Source organism: Neobacillus sp. YIM B06451 (genome assembly GCF_032667185.1).
Classification (GTDB): domain Bacteria; phylum Bacillota; class Bacilli; order Bacillales; family Cytobacillaceae; genus Bacillus_D.
Genome location: NZ_JAVFKJ010000001.1, coordinates 76,813 through 95,584, shown reverse-complemented (window position 1 = coordinate 95,584; position 18,772 = coordinate 76,813). Strand labels below are relative to the sequence as shown.

Annotated in this window: 14 protein-coding genes, 1 pseudogene and 1 riboswitch; of the genes and pseudogenes, 2 read left to right on the top strand and 13 right to left on the bottom strand. The window is 45.5% G+C overall.

The annotated features are described in order from the left end of the window. Window positions 1-72: 72 nt before the first annotated feature. The 10 genes and pseudogenes from ribH to RB160_RS00360 form a co-directional block, all read right to left on the bottom strand. On the bottom strand, window positions 73-543 hold the full coding sequence (ribH, locus tag RB160_RS00405) for a 6,7-dimethyl-8-ribityllumazine synthase (protein ID WP_316568243.1): 471 nt from the start codon (window positions 541-543) through the stop codon (window positions 73-75). Between the two features lie 50 nt (window positions 544-593). Next, window positions 594-1,202: pseudogene (gene ribB / locus RB160_RS00400) on the bottom strand (3,4-dihydroxy-2-butanone-4-phosphate synthase); the annotation flags it as partial. Between the two features lie 12 nt (window positions 1,203-1,214). Then, window positions 1,215-1,871, bottom strand: a complete 657-nt coding sequence (gene ribE / locus RB160_RS00395; protein ID WP_316568242.1) for a riboflavin synthase — start codon at window positions 1,869-1,871, stop codon at window positions 1,215-1,217. Window positions 1,872-2,110: 239 nt separating this feature from the next. Further along, window positions 2,111-2,261, bottom strand: a riboswitch (FMN riboswitch). A 92-nt stretch (window positions 2,262-2,353) separates the two neighbouring features. Continuing rightward, window positions 2,354-4,054, bottom strand: a complete 1,701-nt coding sequence (locus RB160_RS00390) for a gluzincin family metallopeptidase (protein ID WP_316568241.1) — start codon at window positions 4,052-4,054, stop codon at window positions 2,354-2,356. Between the two features lie 193 nt (window positions 4,055-4,247). Continuing rightward, complete coding sequence (locus tag RB160_RS00385; protein ID WP_316568240.1) at window positions 4,248-4,991, bottom strand: L,D-transpeptidase family protein; 744 nt, start codon at window positions 4,989-4,991, stop codon at window positions 4,248-4,250. Window positions 4,992-5,223: 232 nt separating this feature from the next. Then, the gene (locus RB160_RS00380; RefSeq protein WP_316568239.1) at window positions 5,224-6,993 is read right to left on the bottom strand and encodes an ABC transporter ATP-binding protein; all 1,770 of its coding nucleotides are present in this window, start codon (window positions 6,991-6,993) and stop codon (window positions 5,224-5,226) included. Between the two features lie 3 nt (window positions 6,994-6,996). Then, window positions 6,997-8,748 carry an ABC transporter ATP-binding protein gene (locus RB160_RS00375; RefSeq protein WP_316568238.1) on the bottom strand — a complete coding sequence of 584 codons (1,752 nt, stop codon included), beginning with the start codon at window positions 8,746-8,748 and terminating at the stop codon, window positions 6,997-6,999. Between the two features lie 600 nt (window positions 8,749-9,348). Continuing rightward, window positions 9,349-10,839, bottom strand: coding sequence for a peptide MFS transporter (locus RB160_RS00370; RefSeq protein ID WP_316568237.1), 1,491 nt, complete (start codon window positions 10,837-10,839; stop codon window positions 9,349-9,351). 451 nt (window positions 10,840-11,290) lie between these two features. Continuing rightward, the gene (locus tag RB160_RS00365; protein ID WP_316568236.1) at window positions 11,291-11,995 is read right to left on the bottom strand and encodes a DUF421 domain-containing protein; all 705 of its coding nucleotides are present in this window, start codon (window positions 11,993-11,995) and stop codon (window positions 11,291-11,293) included. A 186-nt stretch (window positions 11,996-12,181) separates the two neighbouring features. After that, window positions 12,182-12,844, bottom strand: coding sequence for a lysozyme family protein (locus tag RB160_RS00360; RefSeq protein ID WP_316568235.1), 663 nt, complete (start codon window positions 12,842-12,844; stop codon window positions 12,182-12,184). A gap of 375 nt (window positions 12,845-13,219) precedes the next feature. Here RB160_RS00360 and RB160_RS00355 point away from each other — a divergent pair, with 375 nt between their 5' ends. Beyond that, complete coding sequence (locus RB160_RS00355; RefSeq protein ID WP_316568234.1) at window positions 13,220-14,344, top strand: ABC transporter ATP-binding protein; 1,125 nt, start codon at window positions 13,220-13,222, stop codon at window positions 14,342-14,344. After that, window positions 14,345-15,913, top strand: a complete 1,569-nt coding sequence (locus RB160_RS00350) for an ABC transporter permease/substrate-binding protein (protein WP_316568233.1) — start codon at window positions 14,345-14,347, stop codon at window positions 15,911-15,913. A gap of 136 nt (window positions 15,914-16,049) precedes the next feature. On the opposite strand, the gene RB160_RS00345 is transcribed toward RB160_RS00350, so the two are convergent. The 3 genes from RB160_RS00345 to RB160_RS00335 form a co-directional block, all read right to left on the bottom strand. Beyond that, window positions 16,050-16,664, bottom strand: coding sequence for a GntR family transcriptional regulator (locus RB160_RS00345; protein WP_316568232.1), 615 nt, complete (start codon window positions 16,662-16,664; stop codon window positions 16,050-16,052). 415 nt (window positions 16,665-17,079) lie between these two features. Beyond that, complete coding sequence (locus RB160_RS00340; protein WP_316568231.1) at window positions 17,080-17,397, bottom strand: hypothetical protein; 318 nt, start codon at window positions 17,395-17,397, stop codon at window positions 17,080-17,082. A 150-nt stretch (window positions 17,398-17,547) separates the two neighbouring features. Next, window positions 17,548-18,759, bottom strand: a complete 1,212-nt coding sequence (locus RB160_RS00335; protein ID WP_316568230.1) for an MFS transporter — start codon at window positions 18,757-18,759, stop codon at window positions 17,548-17,550. Window positions 18,760-18,772: the final 13 nt, after the last annotated feature.

Here is an 18,772-nt window from a genome sequence, read left to right as displayed (position 1 = left end):
ATCAAAGAGCCATTTTTCGGTAACTCACTTTAAGAAAGGAACACGCGGTGCGGTTCCTTGAATCGTCTCGAACTATGCCTCAATGGAACGGAGAAGGTTAGCCATTTCAATTGCCGATGAGGCTGCCTCCCAACCTTTGTTTCCGGCTTTCGTACCCGCGCGCTCGATAGCCTGCTCGATTGAATCAACCGTTAGTACGCCGAAAATGACGGGAATTCCCGAGGATAGCGCGGTGTTCCCGACGCCTTTTGCAACTTCTTTGCATACGTAATCAAAATGCGGTGTGGACCCGCGAATGACCGCGCCAAGAGTAATGACTGCATCATATTTTCCGCCTTTGGCCAGTTTTTGGGCGATAAGGGGTATTTCAAAAGCGCCTGGTACCCATGCCACATCAACGTCTGTTTCATTTACTCCATGGCGCTTTAGGGCATCCAACGCGCCTCCCAATAGTTTATCAGTGATAAATTCATTGAAACGTCCTGCAACGATTCCTATTTTCAGTCCGGTGCCGATGAGGTTGCCTTCGTATACTTTATTCATTTTCCATTCCTCCAGTCATTATCCAACAGGGCAAATTATTTTACTGCCCCTAGCTGTTCTTTTCTTTTTCTAAAAGCAATCAAATCTTCTATAGTTATCATTTTGAGCCCGAAGCGTTCCGCAACGCCCTTTAGCTCCGGTACCCTGGCCATTGTGCCATCTTCATTCATTATTTCACAGATGACGCCGGCGGGCTTAGCACCGCAAAGTTTTGCCAAATCAACCGCCGCTTCTGTATGTCCTGGCCGTTCCAGTACTCCGCCTTTTTTCGCAACAAGCGGGAAAACATGCCCTGGCCTTTTAAAATCATCGGGCCGGGCGGCTTGGTCGATCATGCTAAGGATTGTTGCCGAACGTTCGTAAGCAGAAATTCCCGTTGTCGTGAATTTATGGTCGATGCTGATGGTAAAAGCGGTCCCGTGGGCATCCGTATTCTTGTCCACCATCGGGTGGAGCCTTAATTTTTCCGCGATGCCTTCCTCAACCGGAACACATATTAGGCCCCTGCCATGGGTGGCCATGAAATTAATGACTTCCGGTACCGCCTTTTCCGCCAAAGAAACAAAATCGCCTTCGTTTTCGCGCCCTTCATCATCGCAGACAATGATGACCTTCCCTTCCTTTAAATCGCGAAGGGCTTCTTCTATTGTGCTGAACATTGTGCTCCCTCCTTAAATGAACCCATTCTTCTCCAGGAATTGGGCGGTTATTTCCGGTTTCTTTTTCCCCGTTTCGCTTTTGCCTGGATTTAGGATATGGTGCACATATTTGCCAAGCATGTCGCATTCAATATTGACACTGTCCCCCGCTTCCTTAAGGGAAAGAATCGTTTCAGAAAGTGTATGGGGGATAAGTGAAACAGTAAACGTATCGCCGGTTACATCAAAAATTGTCAAGCTTGTCCCATCCACCGCAACCGATCCTTTGAGAATGAGGAAAGGAATAATGGATGGAGCTGCTTCAATTTCATAATAAACAGCGTTCGCCATTTTGTTTTTTCTTACAATCGTTCCCGTTCCGTCAATATGGCCGCTCACAAAGTGGCCGCCAAACCTCCCGCCGGCTGCCATGGCACGTTCAAGGTTGACCTTGGATCCCGGCTTTAAGTCCTTAATATTCGTAGCTTTCACGGTTTCAGGCATCACATCGACGGTAAACCTACTTTTTTCAAAAGAAGTAACAGTTAGGCAGACTCCGTTGACGGATATGCTGTCTCCGAGATTTACATCCTCCAAAACCTTCTTCGCCTCGATTGTAAGGACCATGGATATGCCTGTTGAGGCAATCCTTGAAATGGTGCCAATTTCCTCAATAATTCCTGTAAACATTCTCTTCTCCTTTTTATCGTGGCTTATCCATTATGAGGATATCCCAAAGGGGTGGAAAAACATGCGAAAGCCCCAAAGGCAAAAGCGCTTTGGGGCTGAAAAATGGCATGCTCAAATATAGGTTTGAAAAACAATAGAGTCAGGCACGCCCAAAGAAGGCCTTCCACCATGAAACAAGCCTGCCTATATACTGCCGCTGTTTGCAGAAGGGCACACCATTCCCTTTTTTCAAAACCTGCTGCTTCCTTCTCCCATCCAGACTATACTGTCGGCCCCGGATTCACACCGGATCCACCGCTTGCCATAACCAGATGGCAAACGGGTCACGGGCTGAGAGGCATTTGCCCCATCACCGCCGGTAGGGAATTTCACCCTGCCCCGAAGGAATATTCAATTGGAATAGAAACATTATACTCAATTCGCCGTCAAAAAGAAACTATTTCGTATTATCGGCCGGGGGGTTTCCCATTTTCCAACTCTGGTTACAGGTTAAAAAAGTCCTGGAAATCACTGTTTTCGTAAGGATTGAAATCAAGCCAGGAGGTAAAAGGGCGATTGTCCACTTTGAAATATTCTTTCGTGAAACGAATGAATTCAATCGTTGCCAGTTTTTTGCCTGAATAGGCGGAAAGGTAATCGGAAAGGAAGGCAAGTGCAGTATCCGTTCCGTAGGGTTTCATCATTCTCCATAGATATAGCGTGGGTTTTGCCTGGATATGCCCCACCATTCCGCCGGGCAATCCGGTATATTTGTCCGCGGCCATGTTTGATTTAACATCCGTCCTCATAATATAAAAGTCATCAAATGCGTTTGCATAGGCAAAGCTTTCCGCTTCGCTTTTCTTTTGGCCGCCCAAAAAGAAGAGGGAAACGGCCAGCTCGGAAAGTCCGTCATTCAGCCAAGCATCCGTATGCCGGTCAAAATGGGCTTTGCCATAAAACCATTGTTGGGCAAGCTGATGGACGAGCAAATGGTCAGGAGTTTCCTCAATAGGCTGATAGAAGAGCTCGTTACTTTTGATAACGTCCGGCTGGAAAACAATCCCCGGATAGCTGCCCTTCCGCTCGTTTGTCAAAACAATATCAATCTGCTTATTGGGCAAATCGCCGAGGCGGGAAACAAAAAAACCAACCGCTTCCGCCGCTGTGCCAAGTACCATTTTTCCCTTTTCCATTTCCTTTTCCGGGGCAAATACACGGACTTCAATGGAACCCGCCGACGTTTTAATCATTTTGTAGCCATCCAAAAGAACAACATACATTTCTTTCAGCCAGTTTTCCTGAATGTCTCCTGTTTTGCTTGCCTGATCCCGGTCGGGACCCGAAGTTACCGCGATAAGATTCCCTGGGATTTGATAGTGTAAAGTGTAATTTGAAGCCGGTGCGGAATATGTTTCTTTTCCCGGAGCAGGCGGCTGGATTAACCAATCATATGTATAATCCGGAAGCATCGGATGCCATTGGAGAAGATCATAAACATGCTTCTCATTTCCCGCATTTGGCATTGAGAAAGAGTAGGAAATCTCGACGTTTGCTTTCCCGCCAGTCTTCAAGGCCTTCATTAACGGCACCTTCAGCTGTAGGCCTTCCAATTCATACTTTGACGGTACACCGTCGATTTTTGTACCGTCCACTTCCAGATTACCGCTGCCAATTTCATTAAGGCACTTGTCAATCGCCCAAGTGAGGACCTTCCTGCGGCATTCTTCCCTTGCCAGATCACCGAGCTGGTTTGGAAAAAAATGAAAATAAATTTGATTCCAGCCCATTTCAGATGTATTGGTTACATCAATTGACGCGCTGACCTGAAATTTGTTTTCCTGTGGCACTTTTAAATCGAGGACATAGGAAGCGGAGGAGCCTTCACTTATAACCTGAGGATGAAAATCCCCCGGCATCCCTGGTTTTTGCAGATTTTCTCGTGCGGATTTTTCTGATCCGGCTGTAGTCTCCTTCAAGGAATCCCGCCCTATCCCCCGCTCCGAAGGTTTCATTTTTTCAATTGAGAAAAACGCTGCAACAAGCAGGGCAAGTGAAGCAATGATGATTGCCGCGTACCGGTAAGTTTTCTGCGTTCTCGGCTTGACCTCTATATTTTCAGAGGAATATGTAAATTCCTTTTGCTTTTGTTCCTTATTGAGCATCTCATAATTTTCGTTAACAAACGTGAATTTCTTTTCCATGGCTATCCTCCAGTGGCTGTCTTTTTTCCTAAACCTTTAGACTGTATTTTAATGGATAAGGTTACAAGAAAAAGGATACTTTACAAAAATTCCCCACTCCTGTTCAGAAGCGGGGTTGCTTTTCTATCGCCATGTTAAATATTTGAACCTTCGACTTGCTATTTTTAAGAGGCAAGCCTGCTTTTCCCTGGTGCTAAAATTTCTCCAAAGCCTTCCAAGTGCCTGAGTCAACGATGCCGGTCACTTTCAGTTTGTTGTCCTTTTGGAACTTCTTCACGGCTGCTTCCGTACCGGGACCAAAAACCCCGTCTATCCCATTCGTCTTATAGCCCCTTTGCGTTAGAGCAATTTGCAGCGTTTTTACGTGTTCGCCCTTGCTTCCTTTTTTTAATGTAACAGAAGAAGGGACAGCTGCCGGAATTAGCGAGCCAGACACTTTATATCCATTCGCTGAGGCGATGGAGTGAAAAGGCAATTTTGAAGCAGTGATAATGACGGGTGTGTTAACCGCTACCTGATCAAAAAGCCACTGGACCTCCTCATTGTGCATCCTGATACAGCCACCACTTACGTATTTGCCAATCGAGGAAGGATTGTTGTTTCCATGAATGGCATAGGTCGTGCCCCATGTCCCATTGGCATTCAGTCCAAGCCACCTTTTCCCAAGCGGGTTCTTAGGGCTGCCACCGGGAATTTTCTCTTTGTAATACGGGCGATTGACGATTTTGTTGACGACTTTAAATTTCCCCTCTGGCGTCAGGGATGGCTCCCTTCCGGTGCCAACACTAAAGATTTTCACAAGAGTACTATTTTTATAATAAGCCAATAGGTTGGTCGACTTATTGATAATAATAAAATCACCACCCGCAGCCAGTGCCGGTGCTTCATAAAGCACCATTGAAAAAAACAGAAGCAGGCTTATTAGCACTTTTTTCATTTCCATTGCCCCCTTTAGTTGCGACAATCACTGTTTGGCGAATTGCCCTCTATATATTAGAACGATTTATTACATAATAGTTACACAGTTTTCACCGTAGCGGTATTTTTTTCTTCCTGCTTTTTACGACAAATTTCTCTTGTTCCACGATGTCTTCACGCCTAACCGGTCTTGATAAACATAAAAAAGGCTTCCCCTCATTTAATAGGGAGAAGCCTCTATTATAAAAACTTTATACAGCCTTCTGGGAGGCGTGGAGTTTCCAGTAGTAGCCCTTTCGCCGCAACAGTTCCTGATGGGATCCTTCCTCAACAATCCGGCCATTATCGATAAACAGGATGCGGGTTGCATTTTGAATTGTCGACAGGCGGTGCGCGATGATAAAGGACGTCCTTCCTTTAAGGAGTGTTTCTAATCCTTTTTGCAAGGCGAGTTCGGTTTCTGTATCGATTGAGGAAGTAGCTTCATCGAGGATCAAAATCCTCGGGTCGGCCAGCAATGCCCGCGCGAAGGAGATTAGCTGCCTTTGCCCGGTTGATAGCCTTGTTCCCCGCTCGTTTACTTCCGTTTGGTAGCCGTCCTTCAGCTGGCTGATGAACTGATGGGCCTGGACGGCTTTTGCCGCTTCAATTACTTCCTCATCGGTGGCATCAAGCCGGCCATAGCGGATATTGTCCATGATGGTCCCCGAGAAGATAAACGGATCCTGCAGCATGACGCCCATCTGGCCGCGGAGCGATGGTATCGTGACACTATTGATATCGGTGCCGTCAATTTCTATTTTGCCGCCGGTGATATCATAAAAGCGGCTGATTAGGCTTACAATGGTTGTTTTTCCGGAACCGGTTGCGCCGACTAGAGCGATGGTATCGCCCGGCTCGACCTTAAAGCTAACATCGTCAAGGATGCGGTCCGCTTCTTCATAGCCGAACACAACATTTTTAAACTCTACCCACCCATGGATGGGGGCAAGTTCTTTAGCGTTTGGCGCATCTGTCACGGCTGGCTTTTCATCCATTGTTTCGAAGATCCGCTCAAGATAGGCCATAGCGTTGATGATCGCGTTATAGAAGTTTCCGATGTTTGCAAGCGGCGTCCAGAACATCCAAATATACCCCACGAATGCAACCAATGAACCAACCGTGACTCCATCACCGATCATTGATACACCAATGATGTAGATGAAAGATACAGTCAGGACGGAAATGTTTTCAATTGCCGGCCAGAGCAGGAAGTGGATTTTAATCGCGCGCATCCAGCTCGTACGGTAGCTGCCTGAAACATCACTGAAGATCTTGGCATTTTCCTCTTCCCTGGAAAAGGCCTGGGTCACTTTTATCCCGCTGATGCTTTCGTGGATATACGCATTCATGTTCGATTGCTTATTGCTCAAAATTTGCCAGGCCTTCCGCTGTGCATTTTTTAAAAGAAGAATGACGCCAGCAAGAACCGGGAAGCCAGCCATCGCGTAAAGGGTTAGCTTCGGATCGATTGAAAGCATGAATCCAACGATAACCAAAAGGCTGAACAAATCGGTAATGACATTGATAATCCCGTTTGACAAAAGGTCGCTTAGGGAGTTGACGTAGTTTACGACTCTCACAAGGATTTTTCCATGTGGACGGCTGTCGTAAAAAGAGAAGGACAGCCTCTGCAAATGAATGAACAAATCCTTCCGGATGTCCCTAATAATGCTCTGACCGGTCTGGGACATCATCCGGATTCGGAATTTCATGCATATTCCAGTCGTGATGAGCGCCAGGATATAAATCCCTGCCAATATCATCAATCCGGAAATATCCTTTGCGGGGATTTCCTTATCGATCGCCTGCTTGACCAGATAAGGCCCAATAAGGTTGGCACAGCTTGCCAAAAGCATCATCATGACAGTAATCATGATTTTTTTCTTGTAAGGCTTTATATACACAAGCAGCCGTTGGAAGTGGACGAGCCTGAATGGCGACTCCAGTTCCTCATCAACATCAAATTTATTCCGCGCCATGGCCTACACCACCTCCTTAGCCGCATCCTGGCCCTGATAGCTGTTATGCTGATTTTTGAAAACCTTTGAGTAGTACCCCTTCTTATTTAGCAATTCTTCATGAGTTCCCCGTTCAATAATTTGGCCGTTTTCCATGACCAGGATCAAGTCGGCATCTTTCACGGAAGAAATACGGTGCGCGATAATGAAACAAGTTTTTCCCGTCAGGACTGACTTTAACGTTTCCTGGATTTTGATTTCGGTTTCCATATCGACCGCCGACGTTGTGTCATCCAGAATCAGGATCGATGGATTTTTTAAAAGAGCCCTCGCCAGCGCAATCCGTTGTTTCTGGCCCCCGGAAAGGCCGACACCGCGTTCCCCGACAATCGTGTCATAGCCTTCAGGGAGTCCGAGGATGAACTCATGCGCTTCCGCCATTTTTGCGGCGGCCTGGACTTCTTCCAAGGTTGCGTGGGGATTACCGTAAGCGATATTTCCTTCGATAGTATCCGAGAAAAGGAAGATATCCTGCATGACCATCGCCATGCTCTCTCGGAGCTTGTAAAGGTCCCAATCTTTTACATTGATGCCATCGACCTTTACTTCACCGCTGTCAGAATCGTAAAACCTGCTCAAGAGATTCACCAGGGTTGATTTTCCCGCCCCCGTCGCACCGATGATACCGATAGTCTGACTAGGCGAGGCTGAAAAACTGATGTTCCTCAGTACATCCTCATCGCCGTAGCTGAACGAAACATTACTGAATTCGACAAATCCCTTCAGTCCTTCCCCATTCAGCTTTTTGCCATCATTGGCGATTGATGGTGTTGTCTTCATCAATTCCTCAACTTTTTTAGCGGAGGCATTAAATCTTTGCACATCGTTTATAAGCCATCCCGCCATCCGCATCGGGTTGTTCAGTGCCCAAATGAGTCCGTTGAACGTTGCAAGTTCCCCGATTGTAAGCGAACCGTTAATAACCATAATTCCGCCGACGAGAATCATGACAACCGTGAACAATCCCGCAAGCGAGTCGAGGACAGGAAGGAATTTCTCCCATACCTTTGCAGAAGCAAGCGACTTTTCCTTGTAGCCTTCATTCTCAGCGGTGAATTTATTAATCTCGTAGTCTTCCTTCGCAAATGCTTTTACAACCCGATTTCCGCTAATATTTTCCTGGACTACCGAGTTAAGTTTCGCGAACTGTGCCCGGATTTCCGAAAATGTCGGTCCGACGGCAAACGTCATCTTATAGGCAAAAAAACCGATAATTGGCGTTATAAGCATCATCGCAAGGGCAAGCTGCGGATGGATGTAAAACATAAAGCCGACCGCGAAAAGCAGGATGGTCGCATTTTCAAAAATCATATAAATGGACCATGCGGAAAACGCCCGGACCATTTCCATATCCCCGGTCATCCTTGCCATAATGTCGCCGGTCTTTGTCTTATCATAAAATTGAAAATCCAGCTTGTTGAGGCGGTCATACAGCTCTTTCCGAATCCGGAAGATTGTATTCTGGGAAATCCGCTCAAACTGGATTTGGTAAGTGTAGCGGATAACCGTTTTTAGGACTGTAGCCCCGATCATCACACCGATGAATGGCCATAACAATTCCTGTTGCTTCCCGAAAATGACTTTGTCTATGATTTTTCCCGCGAAAAATGGATTAACCAAATTTAAAGAAGTAACGCCGAGTGCAAGGGCCAACCCAAGAAAAAAACGGAACCGATACTCCCTCAGATACCCCCATATCCAACGAAAACTTTGCATTTCTTTCTCCCCCCAGGTAAAACTAAACAGTTAGTAAGTGAACCTTCCCTCATGGGGGTTTTATTAATCCCCAAAGTGGAATAAAACCAATATATTGTGGATCCGACCCTCCTATGTCTAATTATGAACTATTACGAAAAGCGAAATAATAACTTGATAACCATTCTACAACAGTAATAACTGCAATACTAGATAAAAATGCCATAAATTGAAGAATTTATTAAATAGAAGAACAAAATGCGTAAGCGCCTTGGTAAGCCCCGACCAGCATAAGACGGGGCCCGCAGGACACTGAATGGCATCCCTGAATTGGCCCACGCACGAAGGAAATGCGCGCATTTCCGAGGACGGGCCTACCCTCCGGAGGGAATCGGCTTATGACCTCGAGGGGCTAGGCGCTGGAGCTGGATTACAATAACTTATTTCGAGTTATCCACAAGGTTTCATTTTAAAATTTCCTAGAGAAACAAAAAGCCCTTAGTAGGCTATATTTTGAGGTTCAAGAGAGGATTTGCTTTGAATCGGGAGGGCTTTTTTCTTCTGGCCAAAAAGAAAAGCACCTGCCCCCTTTAATTCGGGAGCAGGTGCTTAGGAAAGGTATTAACGAATTCCCTTCATAAAGCCTTGTATTTTCGGAGCTAATATGAAGAGCACGATACTTAGGACGATGGACGCGCCACCGATTATGCCGAAGTATGCCATTTCATTTTCCGGGGAATAGAATCGCACAATTTGGGCATTAATTGCCTGGGCAGCCGCATTCGATAGAAACCAAAGGCTCATTGTTTGCGCGGAAAACGCTGCCGGCGCAAGCTTTGTTGTCGCAGATAGCCCAACAGGCGACAGGCACAATTCGCCGAGTACCACAATCAGGTAGCTCAGGACAAGCCAAAGCGGGCTCACCAAAGAGTCAGTTCCGCCGAAATATGCAGGCAGCAGGATGACTAGGAAGGACAAGCCTGCAAATAACAATGCCAGCGAGAATTTTTGCGGGATTGTCGGCTGGCGTTTGCCTAATTTAACCCACATCCAGGCAAATACTGGCGCTAAAAAGATGATGAAAAGCGGGTTCAGAGATTGGAACCATGCCGGGGATATTGTCATACCGGCAAAATTCAGCTGGGTACGATTGTCCGCATAGCTGGCAAGAATTGTCGAGCCCTGTTCCGCAATCGCCCAGAACATAACAGAGGCGATAAACAGCGGAATGTAGGCGAGTAAGCGCGAACGCTCAACATCATTTGTTTTCGGGCTGCGGTACATCACAATGAAATACAGGGTCGGAATTAATATTCCCAGTACCCCTACGAGATTAATAAAGCTGTTGAAAGTCAACAAGCCTGAAGGAATCGCAATTGCAATAACCACTGCAAGAGCAGCGACAACTAAACCGATGATGGTGTAGGTTTTTTTCTTTTCATCACCTGTAAGCGGGTTTGGTACATAAGTCCCGGCAAGTCCAAGATTTTTTTTCTTCGTTTTAACAAATTGAACCAAACCGAGGAACATACCAAGAGCTGCAATACCAAATCCAAGGTGGAAGCTTGTTTTCATAGCGGAACCAACAATCAGCGGTGCGAGGAATCCACCAAGGTTAATTCCCATATAGAAAATACTGAAGCCAGAGTCACGGCGGGCATCTTCTTCACTGTAAATATCACCAACTACTGCTGAAACGTTTGGCTTTAGCAACCCGGTACCAAGAACAATGAGCACCATTGAAATAAAGAACAAAGCAACATTGCCCGGAATCGCAAGTGCGAGGTGGCCAAACATGATTAAAATACCACCATAAAAAACGGCTTTAGATGTTCCGAATATCCGATCCGCAAACCACCCGCCGATTATACCGGACATATAGACGAGTGAACCGTAAATCGACATAATCGAAAGTGCGAGAGTCTGATCAAGCCCAAGCCCACCTTCAGAAACCTCATAATACATATAGAAAACTAGGATTGCCCTCATTCCGTAATATGAGAAACGCTCCCAGAATTCTGTGAAGAAAAGAGTGAACAGTCCTTTTGGATGGCCAAAGAAGCCTGTTTGAGGGACACTAGCCACAATTTTCTGTTTATCATAGTTTGACATTTGTCTTCGCCTCCTCATTTACATTATTTTATGATAATTTCTATCGTGTAAATTTGTCAAAAACTTTTTTTGCCAATTATTTTTAAAATGGTTTAAAAATGCTGATAAAACAATGAATTCTAAAAATATCACACTAAAAATAAAGTTTTTTTAAAATAATTTTAATATTCAAAAATGTCTCCTTCAACACGAGTTTCACCTCTTCACGCTGAGTCCTCACTTTGCAAAAAAATTGGCCCCAGCCAAAAATGGCGGGAGGCTGAATAACTGGCAGTTCCCCATCCAACTGTGCAAGTTTTTCCGACTGTACCCGGAGCTGACTGGAACGCCACTTGATTGCGGGCTTCTAGGTATGAAACTGCTTGTTCCTGTGCTGGAAGGTGAAACTGAAGGCCTAAGTGTTACCCTGGCCGTGAAAACTTGTTTCCTCCAAAGCTTCCAACGGCTTGCCTCATTCCAAATCAACAGGCGAAGAAAGCTTGTCCTCATATTTGTCGATGAAAAGGACTCCTCCCGTGTTGATGACAGCATAATAAATGTCTTCAACTCTAAGGTTTCTATTTTTGCATTCCGCCTCAATCCAATCCTGGCTGTAGATTCCGCTCGTATTTTTGGCTATGATTTTCCCATCCATGATTAACTCGACTGGCAGGGACTGTTTCGCATACGCCATCCCAAGATCCTGTTTTGTAGGCGGTTGGAAAGGCGATTTTTTAATTACGGATAAACCTCCGCTTACCTCAAGCAGGGCATACTCTACCTCGCCAACATTAAAAACGTTCTTTTCCCTTAATAGCTGATTTAGATCATCAATCGACAATTTGACTTTCTTCATGTTCGTATCGAGTATTTTTCCGTTTTCAATTAATACTGTCGGCCTGCCTGATAGCCACTTCCTTATCCATCTGCTTCTCCAAGACAATAGAAGGCAAAGGTAATATAAAATCAATAAAGCAATAAATGCGATTAATATATCCATGAATTTCAGATTTGTATGGAAGCCCATATTGGCAATAAAGGAGCCAATTGAAACGGACAATGCAAAGCTAAAGTGAGTTTTATGCGAATTAATATGCTTGCCGATTACAAGGGTTACAAAAACGAGTAGAACGAAACTGGTTAACGTCCTCCCTATCGGCACTAAAAATTCTTCCATCCCAATCTTCCCATCACATTGGATTCCTTCTGGCATCATAAAAAAAACAGGCCGGGGAGATTCCGTAGAATCCACCCGACCTTTATTGTTCCAAACTATTCAATATTTATCCTTAATCTGTTTGGTGTAAAAAAGCTTCCAAAGCCTGTCCTCCCAGGCTTCGATAGGAAAAGTCGAATCCGTAAATCAATGGCGTTTCCCCGCCAAAGGCTGATTCAACTTATGCAGGTTGCTCATCACCTTCGTGCTGTACGTAAAATCCCCGTAGCAATAAGGGTAGCGGAAGTTGTTTTTGTCCCCGCCGCAATTGTATAGGGTAGGATTCTTTTGGACTTGAATATACGAATATTTTTTCGCGAATTCCTCTTTGTGCTTCCCGCCATTTTCCGCAACAAAGTCAATGTAGCCCAGTCCCATGTTATACGCCTGAATGATGGTGGGAAGATCGACGTTCTTCTTTTCTCCATATTGGATTGCCCGCTGAAAATGCTTTACTCCCTGCCTTATACTTTGCTCGGGATCAGTAATGGCATTGGGAGGCAATCCCGCAGATTCAGACGACTGCATCGGGTCTCCGCCCTTTCCCTTGCTTTCCTGTTGCATAACCGCGGCAAGGAGCGGTGTATACTCCTCGAGCTGTACCTTCATAAGTTCATTATGGATTAAAGGGGTATACCGTTTCACATTTTCAGATGGGATGTTTTTGTAAACGAGCTGTGGCTTTTTTATAAAAGAAAATTCCTCGTTTAAAACCTTAACAAGGAAGAAGACCCCGGCAAGGATGATCAAAATATGAAACAATCTCCGCTTTTCCTTCCTTCTATTCGACAATTTCCGTTTCTTCTTCATCTCGTCTCTCCAAACCTTGTATTCTCTTATCTATTATTATCAAAAAATAGCGGCGAAGACTACTATTTGGAGGTGCAAAAAATACTAACACTCTCCGTTTTCACCAAAGTGGCCCCAAGTTCAGAAGTCCTGCCAGAAAGCTTTTTCAAAGGAAAAGGTTTCCTTTCCGGAAAGTTGGTAAATAAAAAGGATAAGCAGCGAATCTACACTCATTTGTTAACAATGCTGATAGCCATGCTCCCAGTATTCACAACTGCACCTTTCTTCCAATTTCGGAAAAAACTATGTAATTTCTTTTTAAACAAACAACTTTTATGTTAATATAAAGTTGTTACTTTTTATTAAAAAACTACTGCCCAAAAAAGGGGGAATATGATGATTAAGTTTGATAACATCGTAAAAAAATATCATCGGCAGGCCGTTATCCACAATTTCAGCCTCGAAATTGAAGAAGGCCAGCTTGTGGTTTTCATAGGACCGAGCGGCTGTGGAAAGACCACTCTTTTAAAAATGGTCAATCGACTGATCGAGCCCACCTCCGGAAAAATTTATATTAACGGGAAAGACATCTCCAAAATAGACCCTATCGAGCTCCGGAGGAATATTGGCTATGTCATCCAAAGCACCGGCCTTTTTCCGCATATGACAATCAGGGAAAATATTGAACTGATTCCAAAGCTTAAAAGCGAAGATCCTGCAGCAATTGAAGAAAAAACCGAGAGGCTATTGAATCTTGTCGGCCTGGACCCCGTCCAATATCTCGACCGCTACCCGATGGAATTAAGCGGAGGCCAACAGCAGCGCGTCGGTGTTGCCCGCGCCTTTTCCACCGACTCCGATATCATCCTCATGGATGAACCATTTAGCGCCCTAGACCCCGTAACTAGAAGTTCCCTTCAGGAAGAACTGTTCAACATGCAGAAAGAATTGAACAAGACAATTATTTTCGTGACACATGATATGGATGAGGCGTATAAAATCGCCGATCGCATTTGCCTTTTGAAGGACGGAGAAATCCTTCAATATGACACGCCTGAAAATATCCTTAAAAACCCTGCTTCGGAATTCGTTGAGAACTTCCTTGGTAAGAGGCGGGTATGGAACAACCCGGAAGTGCTGAAAGCGGAGGATATTATGATTCCGAACCCTGTCAAAGTTTCGCCGGTACGCAACGTGCTGCAGGCGCTTGAAATCATGAAGGAGAATAAGGTAGACAGCCTAATGGTCACAAGCAAGGATAATAAGCTGATTGGCCTTGTTACATTAAAAGACATCCAAGTGACCGACCGGTCCATGCTCATCGGCGAGGTAATGGAGCGGAATATCTATTCCGTTTCCGAAGACTTGGATTTAATTAGTGTTTTTAAGAAAATGAACGAACACAGAATTGGCTATTTGCCTGTCGTCAATGATTCCGGGCAACTGATGGGGCTGATTACCCGGAGCAGCATTCTTTCAGCCTTGAGCAGCCAGCTTATGGACCTGGAGGTGGCATTTTAAATGAAGGATTTCTTTGAGTATGTATCGAACAACACTGGCCAAATCTTGAACTTGCTTGGCCAGCATATCTATTTAAGCATCCTTTCAGTATTGATCGCTGTTGCCATCGGCGTGCCTCTTGGAATCATCATTTCGCGGAATAAATCCCTGTCAAAGCCGGTAATCGGAGCGGCGAATGTCGCGCAGGCGATCCCAAGCCTTGCGCTGCTCGGTTTCCTTATTCCTTTTATCGGGATCGGCAGTACGCCCGCGATTGTCATGGTCGTTATTTACTCCCTTCTTCCTATTGTTAAAAACACCTACACAGGGCTGACGAATATTGACAGGGATATCCTTGAAGCCGCGCGAGGAATCGGGTTGACAAACAGCCAAATCATGAGGAAAATCCAGCTTCCGCTCGCGTTTCCAGTTATCATGGCTGGCGTACGGATTTCAGCTGTAACAGCAGTCGGGCTGATGACGATTGCCGCGTTCGTAGGTGCCGGGGGTCTAGGCTACCTTGTCTTCTCTGGGGTTTCATCAGTAGACAACAATATGATCCTTGCCGGTGCCATCCCAGCATGTATTCTCGCATTGCTCATCGACTTCGTTGTCGGCAGGGTTGAGTCGAAAATTTCCTATACGTCGAAAACATCCGCCAAGCCTGGACGCAAGAATGCGCCCCTCATGAGAAGAATTGCAATCCCCGCATTGATTGGGATCGTTATCATTGGAACAGGTGTTACCTACGCCTTCAATATGGCCGGAGCGAAAGAAAAAATTGCAATCGGTTCCAAAAATTTTACAGAAGCGGTGATTCTCGCCAATATGGCAGCGGACCTGATAGAGGACAAAACCGACATTGAGGTTGAACGAAAACTGAAGCTTGGGGGAACCCAGGTTGTGTTCAATGCCCTCAGGAAAGGAGACATTGATACGTATATCGAATATACCGGGACGGGGCTTGTCACCATTATGAAAAAGGAAGTCTCGAATGATCCCGATGAGGTGTACAACATGGTCCGCGAGGGTTTCAAGGAAACCTACGGCCTTGAAACACTGAAACCGCTTGGCTTCAATAACACATACACACTTGCGGTTCGCCAGGACACCGCCGAGAAGTATGGGCTCGAAACGTTCTCAGACCTTGCGAAAGTCAGCAATGAATTGACACTTGGCGCAACGATTGAGTTTACAAACAGGAAGGACGGGCTTCCAGGTCTCGTAGAAATGTACAATATGGACTTTGGGGATTTACGAGCAGTCGACGGGGGCCTTCGCTACAAAGCTCTTCAAAGCAGAGAAACAGATGTAATCGATGCTTTTTCAACAGATGGTTTGCTTGAGGAATTTAAGCTTAAGGTACTTGAGGATGACAGAAAATTCTTCCCGCCTTATTTCGCGGTTCCAATTGTCAAGGAAGAAACATTGAAAGAACATCCAGAAATAAAGGACGTGTTTGACCTGCTTGCAGGCAAACTGACAGATGAAAAAATGCGTAAACTGAACTACCGGGTCGACAGCTTGAAGGAATCCCCGCAGGAAGTCGCAAAGGACTTTCTGATTGAAGAAGGTTTAATAGGCAATTAAATTACAGAGCAAGGGGCCGTCAGTCCTTCTTTTTTGGAAAAAGAAGATAACTGAGCTGCCCCTTTTTCTGTTGAAGAAAGGGAAGGACAGTTCGAGCGTTGCTTTCCCCAATCCTAGGAGAGTGTGTCCCGCCCCTTTACTCTTTTAAAAAGTCGGACACGCGGTTGTATGTATGCTCATTGCCGATGACGAGCAAAATATCGCCCGCTTCAATGCTGGCGTATGGTCCTGGCGAGATAATGATATCCCCTTCCCTTTTCAGACCCACAATCGTGCCACCGGTATTTTGCCAAAATTTCATGGCCGAAATCGTTTTGCCGATTTGCGGACAGTCCTCGTTAATTTCAATTTCAAACGGAACCAGCGGATTTGTATATCTCAGCTTTCCTGAGTAATCAACGATTTTCTCAATCGTTTCAAATAACTCCCCATCCAGCCTTTCCCGCTCCCCAATAATCTTTCGCAGCTTCTTTTCCATATCCTTTACGCTTTCAAGGTTGGAAAAACGATTTATGTACGTTAAGGCGTTCTCCCTTGAAGAAATAACAACCCCAGCGCCCTTCTCCGATTTTACAATCTCAACATCTTCAAGGATCTTGATTGCTTTTCTAACCGTTTCCGGCGACACGTTGTATTCGCTTGCCAGTGTGGAGCGCCCGTGAATCTTTTCGCCGACCTTGTACTTTTCATTGTAAATCCGGTTCGCAATATCAATCGCAATTTGTTCATAAATGGGAATTTTAGCCCGCATCAAAATCTTCCTTTATAAGATGATAGTGTTTCTTTTTAAAACAGTTCCGCAGGTTATATCCAAGCGGATTTTAAAAGACACATTGATTACAGTATACCATTTCAAACTGAATTCTTTATTCTAAAACTGTTTCAAAATCCGACAATCGTGAAACGGCCATCATAAAGGCGATCAAGACCGTTTCGACTCGCGCCTGCCTTTGAAACGGTCTTCATCGGCCATCATTATCTTCTCCACACAGCAGAAAATAAAAACTATATATATAGAAAGAAGACGGCTTCCATCATAAGCCGCCTCCTTCCTATTCTTTCGCAAATGGACTCTTTTGGTCGTTCAACATTAATAAGGCTAAGGGATGATTTAATTGATTGTAGTTTTCAATATCCTTTATAGCCCGTCCACTTTGAGCGCTTTTTTATAAAAACATAAACGTTCCCAAGAAGAGGCAAAGCGACCCGACTGGAATGGGATGCTTCAGAAATGATGCAAAATACTGAAGGAGTGATTCGGCTTCATAGCTTTCTTTTCGGAAAACGCCTAGAGTAACAGCCAGGAATACCGCGGAACAAAACAGCAGGATGTATTGAAAAGACATAAAGTGCGTGCTCACAGGGATGCGGAATGTGTACACAAAACCCCTCTCCTTAAGCATGATGAAGACTGTATACGCAAGAAGGATTTCAACTCCAAGTGTCAGCACTGCCCAAAGCCAGAATTCGATTTTCTTTCCCATACATTTCTCCTTTGGTTGATTTTCCCTTATTATAGTTGGACAAGCCCTTTCCATCAATACTCCTAATCTACCGATCTCGCCCTTTTTCCGAAAAAGAAAGCCTGCCGCCCGCCCGATTTTTCGGGGCAAAGCCTGCAGGCTGATACAAATCTATTTCCCGTGTGCCAATGACCTTCTAATTTTGCCGCCTTTCAGCTCCCCGGCGTTCAAATGGACGGCAGCCATCGCGGCCAAAAGCAGGATGCCTGTTGCGATGAAGACGACCTGGACAGGAAAAATACCTCCGATAAATCCGCCAATCATTGGCCCTATCATACCGCCGAGCTGGTTCGCGGTTTGATTCAGGCTGAATGCCCTGCCGCGGAAATCATCCGGGGTTGATTTTACAACGAGACCATTCAATGCAGGGTAAACCGCGCAGAAGAAGATCCCGAATATAAACCTGATAATGGAGAAGCCCCAAATATGCGCGAATAAAACATGCGCCAGCATGCCGAGGCCTCCTCCAAGCAAGCCGATAAACAGGACCCGCTGGAAACCAACTTTATCCGCCCATCTGCCCCACCGAGGTGCGAACATGACGCTGGCGATGGCTGGAAGGGAGAAAATGATTCCAGCCAGTAGCGCGGCGCTATCCGCAGACCCGCTTAATTTTACAACATACAAAGGAAGGACAGGTTCGATTGTCATAACCGAACAGCTGACGACGAGCGTCAGGATAAGCACGAGCAAGAAAGTATGATTGTTAAGAGCCACCTTGAAGTCTTTAAACACGGAGCCCTTTTCCTTGCTCGGCTTGAAGTTTTCCTCGCGTACCCAGAAGATGATCAGCAAAGTCGCCAGGCCGACGATGATTCCCCCGGTAGCAAATGCCCAGCGGTTCCCGACAAAATGGGCAATCGCGCCGCCAAACAGCGGCCCGGCAATCTGTCCGGCTGCTGAACCCGAGGAAATGAGCGAGAGTGCGTAGCCTACATGCTTGCCCGGAGTGTTTGTCCCGACAAGGGCGATCGCACCCGGGATGAATCCGCTCAACAATCCCTGTAGGATTCTTAACCCAAGTATTTGATAAGGGTTCGTAACAAATGCCATAAGTGTATAAATAACAAAAAGGGCAATACCTGCCCTTACAATCATCGGTTTACGGCCGTATTTATCGGCCACCCTCCCCCAAAAAGGCGAAGCAATGGCGCCAGCGAAAAATGCAGAGCCGAAAATGAGCCCGGACCATAATTCAGTGTTTTCTTCAACACCCAATTGCAGAAGAAATAATGGCAGGAACGGAATGACCATTGAAAAACTAGCTGCTGTAAAAAACACACCAATCCATAGAACCCATAAATTACGTTTCCATATTTCCATGCACTATCCATCT

Coding starts and splice junctions, on each gene's coding strand:
- RB160_RS00340 (WP_316568231.1), bottom strand. CDS start 17,397: ATGGGAAAGAAAATCGAATTCTGGCTTTGGGCAGTGCTGACACTTGGA.
- RB160_RS00345 (WP_316568232.1), bottom strand. CDS start 16,664: ATGCGGGCTAAAATTCCCATTTATGAACAAATTGCGATTGATATTGCG.
- RB160_RS00365 (WP_316568236.1), bottom strand. CDS start 11,995: ATGGAAGAATTTTTAGTGCCGATAGGGAGGACGTTAACCAGTTTCGTT.
- RB160_RS00370 (WP_316568237.1), bottom strand. CDS start 10,839: ATGTCAAACTATGATAAACAGAAAATTGTGGCTAGTGTCCCTCAAACA.
- RB160_RS00350 (WP_316568233.1), top strand. CDS start 14,345: ATGAAGGATTTCTTTGAGTATGTATCGAACAACACTGGCCAAATCTTG.
- ribE (WP_316568242.1), bottom strand. CDS start 1,871: ATGTTTACAGGAATTATTGAGGAAATTGGCACCATTTCAAGGATTGCC.
- RB160_RS00385 (WP_316568240.1), bottom strand. CDS start 4,991: ATGAAAAAAGTGCTAATAAGCCTGCTTCTGTTTTTTTCAATGGTGCTT.
- RB160_RS00335 (WP_316568230.1), bottom strand. CDS start 18,759: ATGGAAATATGGAAACGTAATTTATGGGTTCTATGGATTGGTGTGTTT.
- RB160_RS00360 (WP_316568235.1), bottom strand. CDS start 12,844: ATGAAGAAGAAACGGAAATTGTCGAATAGAAGGAAGGAAAAGCGGAGA.
- RB160_RS00380 (WP_316568239.1), bottom strand. CDS start 6,993: ATGGCGCGGAATAAATTTGATGTTGATGAGGAACTGGAGTCGCCATTC.
- RB160_RS00390 (WP_316568241.1), bottom strand. CDS start 4,054: ATGGAAAAGAAATTCACGTTTGTTAACGAAAATTATGAGATGCTCAAT.
- ribH (WP_316568243.1), bottom strand. CDS start 543: ATGAATAAAGTATACGAAGGCAACCTCATCGGCACCGGACTGAAAATA.
- RB160_RS00375 (WP_316568238.1), bottom strand. CDS start 8,748: ATGCAAAGTTTTCGTTGGATATGGGGGTATCTGAGGGAGTATCGGTTC.
- RB160_RS00355 (WP_316568234.1), top strand. CDS start 13,220: ATGATTAAGTTTGATAACATCGTAAAAAAATATCATCGGCAGGCCGTT.